General features: G+C 71.6%; 1 protein-coding gene. It reads right to left on the bottom strand.

All coding sequences use genetic code 11. The features are described 5' to 3' along the window. The coding region (locus G3A44_RS23000) for a beta strand repeat-containing protein (protein WP_163460088.1) at nt 1-4,451 on the bottom strand (4,451 nt) is incomplete at both ends.

Below are 4,451 nucleotides of genomic sequence, written 5' to 3' on the forward strand. Positions count from 1 at the left end.
GTCGCCCAGGCCGCCGGAGACACTGTCGTTGCCGTCGCCGCCGTCCAGGCTGTCGTCGCCGGTGTCGTTGGCGTCACCACCCGTCAGGGTGTCGTCGCCGGCACCGCCGGTGGCGGTGTCGTGGCCTGCGCCGCCGTCGACGCTGTCATCGCCCTCGCCCGCGTCCACCGAGTCGTCGCCGCTGCCGGTGGCCACGGTGTCGTCGCCGCTGCCGGCCTCCACCGTGTCGTCGCCCGCGCCGGCATCGACCGAGTCGTTGCCTTCACCGGCCGTCACCGCGTCGTTGCCGGTGCCGCCGTCCACGGTGTCGTCACCGGAACCGGCGTCCACGGTGTCGTCGCCCGTGCCGGCCGTGATGGTGTCGTTGCCGCCACCGCCGCTGACCATGTCGTTGCCGTCGCCGCCGTCCAGGGTGTCGTCGCCCAGGTCGTTGGCGTCGCCACCCACCAGGGTGTCGTCGCCCAGGCCGCCGGAGACACTGTCGTTGCCGTCGCCGCCGTCCAGGCTGTCGTCGCCGGTGTCGTTGGCGTCGCCACCCGTCAGGGTGTCGTCGCCGGCGCCGCCGGTGGCGGTGTCGTGGCCTTCGCCGCCGTCCACGCGGTCGTTGCCTGCACCGCCGCTGACCGAGTCGTCGCCCGCGCCGGAGGTGACGGTGTCGTCACCAGTCCCTGCGTCCACGGTGTCATCGCCGGCAGCCACATCCACGCTGTCGTTGCCCGCACCGCCGCCAACGCTGTCGTTGCCCGTGCCGCTGGTCACGGTGTCGTCGCCGTCGCCAGCGTCCACCGTGTTGTCACCCGTGCCAGCATCGACCGAGTCGTTGCCTTCACCAGCCGTCACCGCGTCATTGCCGGTGCCGCCGTCCACGGTGTTGTCGCCCGCACCGGCGTTCACGGTGTCGTCGCCTGTGCCGGCGGTGATGGTGTCATTGCCGCCACCGCCGCTGACCATGTCGTTGCCGTCGCCGCCGTCCAGGGTGTCGTCGCCCAGGTCGTTGGCGTCGCCACCCACCAGGGTGTCGTCGCCCAGGCCGCCGGAGACACTGTCGTTGCCGTCGCCGCCGTCCAGGCTGTCGTCGCCGGTGTCGTTGGCGTCACCACCCGTCAGGGTGTCGTCGCCGGCACCGCCGGTGGCGGTGTCGTGGCCTGCGCCGCCGTCGACGCTGTCATCGCCCTCGCCCGCGTCCACCGAGTCGTCGCCCGCGCTGCCATCAACGGTGTCGTCGCCACTGCCTGCGTCCACGGTGTCGTCACCGCTGCCAGCGGTGACGGTGTCGTTGCCGCCACCGGCGCTCACCGAGTCATCGCCATCGCCGGCATCCAGGGTGTCGGCACCGGTGTCGTTGGCGTCGCCACCGATCAGGGTGTCGTTGCCCGCACCGCCGCTGATCGAGTCATCGCCTGCACCGCCGTCCAGGGTGTCGTCGCCCAGGTCGTTGGCATCACCACCCACCAAGGTGTCGTTGCCTTGGCCGCCGGTGACCGAGTCATTGCCGTCGCCGCCGTCCAGGTTGTCATCGCCCGTGTCGTTGGCGTCGCCACCCGTCAAGGTGTCGTCACCGGCCCCGCCGGTGGCGGTGTCGTGGCCTTCTCCGCCGTCCACGCTGTCATGGCCTGCGCCTGCGTCCACCGTGTCGTCACCGCTGCCGGTGGTCACGGTGTCATCGCCAGATCCAGCATCGACGGTGTCGTCACCCGTGCCGGTGTCCACGCTGTCGTTGCCTGCGCCGCCGCTCACGTCATCGTTACCGGCACCGCCATCGACGGTGTCGTCGCCGCTGCCCGCGTCCACGGTGTCGTCGCCGCTGCCGGCAGTGACGGTGTCGTTGCCGCCACCGCCGCTGACGGAGTCATCGCCCGCGCCTGCATCCAAGGTGTCGTCACCGGTGTCGTTGGCATCGCCACCCACCAGGGTGTCGTTGCCTTGGCCGCCGGTGACCGAGTCATTGCCTTCACCGCCGTCCAGGCTGTCATCGCCCGTGTCGTTGGCATCGCCACCTGTCAAGGTGTCGTCGCCGGCACCGCCGGTGGCGGTGTCGTGGCCTTCTCCGCCGTCCACGCTGTCATTGCCGGCGCCCGCGTCCACCGTGTCGTCACCTGTGCCAGCGTCAACCGTATCGTCCCCCGCACCGCCGCTGACGGTGTCGTTGCCGTCACCCGCGTCGGTGGTGTCGTTACCGCCGCCGGTGTCGATCGAGTCATTGCCCGCGCCGCCGTCGGTGGTGTCGTTGCCGTCACCGGTCTGCACGGTGTCGGCGCTGGAGGTGCCGGCCGTGAGCGTGCCGAAGCTGACCCCGTCGGCCACCCGCAGGGTGAGGCCGTTCAGGCTGTAGGTGTGATAGGTCACACCGCCAATGTCCACATCGGCGCCCGGCGTCCAGTTGTCGGTGGGGGTCACCGTGTCATCGCTGTCGCCGTGCACCGTCAGGGTGCCGCCACTGCCCACCAGGGCCAGCACGTCGGCTTCGCCCAGGGTCAAGGTGGTGGCTGCGCTGCCGCCGGAGCTGGCGCGCAGGTCGATCTCTTCGATGTTGACCACAACGGTGTCGCCAATGGCCGTGAGGTCCAGCGCGTCGTCGTTGACGATCAGGCGGTCGGTGCCCGCGCCGCCGTCCACCAGGACGTCGGCGGCGTCATAGACCATCACGTCGTTGCCATCGCCGCCGCTCAGCGCGTCCGCGCCAGCACCACCGTCCAGGGTGTCGTCGCCTGCGCCACCCTCGACGGTGTCATCGCCAGCACCACCCAGCACGCTGTCGTGGCCTTCGCCACCGTTCACGGTGTCGTCGCCAGCACCGCCGTCCACGGTGTCGTCACCCGCGCCACCATCGGCCGCGTCGTTGCCTTCGCCGCCGGACACGGTGTCGTCGCCAGCACCGCCGTCGACGGTGTCGTCACCCGTGCCGCCATCGGCCGAGTCATGGCCTTCGCCACCGCTCACGGTGTCGTCGCCTGCACCGCCGTCCACGGTGTCGTCACCCGTGCCGCCATCGGCCACGTCGTTGCCTTCGCCGCCGGACACGGTGTCATCGCCTGCACCGCCGTCCACGGTGTCGTCACCCGTGCCGCCATCGGCCGAGTCATGGCCCTCGCCACCGCCCACGGTGTCGTTGCCGGCACCCCCGTCCACGGTGTCGTCACCCGTGCCGCCGTCCACAGAGTCACTGCCTTCGCCACCGTTCACGGTGTCGTCGCCAGCGCCGCCGTCCACGGTGTCGTCACCCGTGCCGCCGTCCACAGAGTCACTGCCTTCGCCACCGTTCACGGTGTCGTCGCCAGCGCCGCCGTCCACGGTGTCGTCACCCGTGCCGCCATCGGCCACGTCGTTGCCTTCGCCGCCGGACACGGTGTCGTCTCCAGCCCCGCCGTCGACGGTGTCGTCACCCGTGCCGCCATCGGCCGAGTCATGGCCTTCGCCACCGCTCACGGTGTCATCGCCAGCGCCGCCGTCCACGGTGTCGTCACCCGTGCCGCCATCGGCCACGTCGTGGCCTTCGCCGCCGGACACGGTGTCGTCGCCAGCACCGCCGTCCACGGTGTCGTCGCCCACGCCGCCGTCGGCCGAGTCGCTGCCTTCGCCGCCGGACACGGTGTCATCGCCAGCGCCGCCGTCGACCGAGTCATGGCCTTCGCCACCGCCCACGGTGTCATCGCCTACGCCGCCGTCCACGGTGTCGTCACCCGTGCCGCCGTCCACAGAGTCACTGCCTTCGCCACCGTTCACGGTGTCGTCGCCAGCGCCGCCGTCCACGGTGTCGTCACCCGTGCCGCCATCGGCCGAGTCATGGCCCTCGCCACCGCCCACGGTGTCGTTGCCGGCACCGCCGTCCACGGTGTCGTCGCCCGTGCCGCCGTCGGTGCTGTCGTCGCCTTCGCCGCCGGCGGTGCTGTCGTTGCCTTCACCGCCAGACACGGTGTCGTCGCCGGCACCGCCGTCGACCGTGTCATCGCCCGTGCCGCCGTCGGCCACGTCGTGGCCTTCCCCACCGTTCACGGTGTCGTCGCCGGCACCGCCGTCGGTCGAGTCATCGCCTTCGCCGCCGTCGGCCACGTCGTTGCCTTCGCCACCGCTGACGGTGTCATTGCCGGCGCCCCCGTCCACGGTGTCGTCGCCCACACCGCCGTCGGTCGAGTCGTCGCCTTCGCCGCCTGCGGTCGAGTCATTGCCTTCACCGCCGTCCACGGTGTCGTCGCCCACACCGCCGTCGGTCGAGTCGTCGCCTTCGCCGCCTGCGGTCGAGTCATTGCCTTCACCGCCGGTCACGGTGTCGTTGCCCGTACCGCCATCCACGGTGTCGTCGCCCGCGCCGCCGTCGGTCGAGTCATCGCCTTCGCCGCCTGCGGTCGAGTCATTGCCTTCGCCACCGCTCAAGGTGTCGTTGCCGGCGCCACCGTCCACGGTGTCGTCGCCGGCACCGCCGTCGGTCGAGTCTTCGCCTTCGCCGCCTGCGG

Origin of the sequence: Ideonella livida (genome assembly GCF_010499455.1) — a bacterium.
Taxonomy (GTDB): domain Bacteria; phylum Pseudomonadota; class Gammaproteobacteria; order Burkholderiales; family Burkholderiaceae_C; genus Ideonella; species Ideonella livida.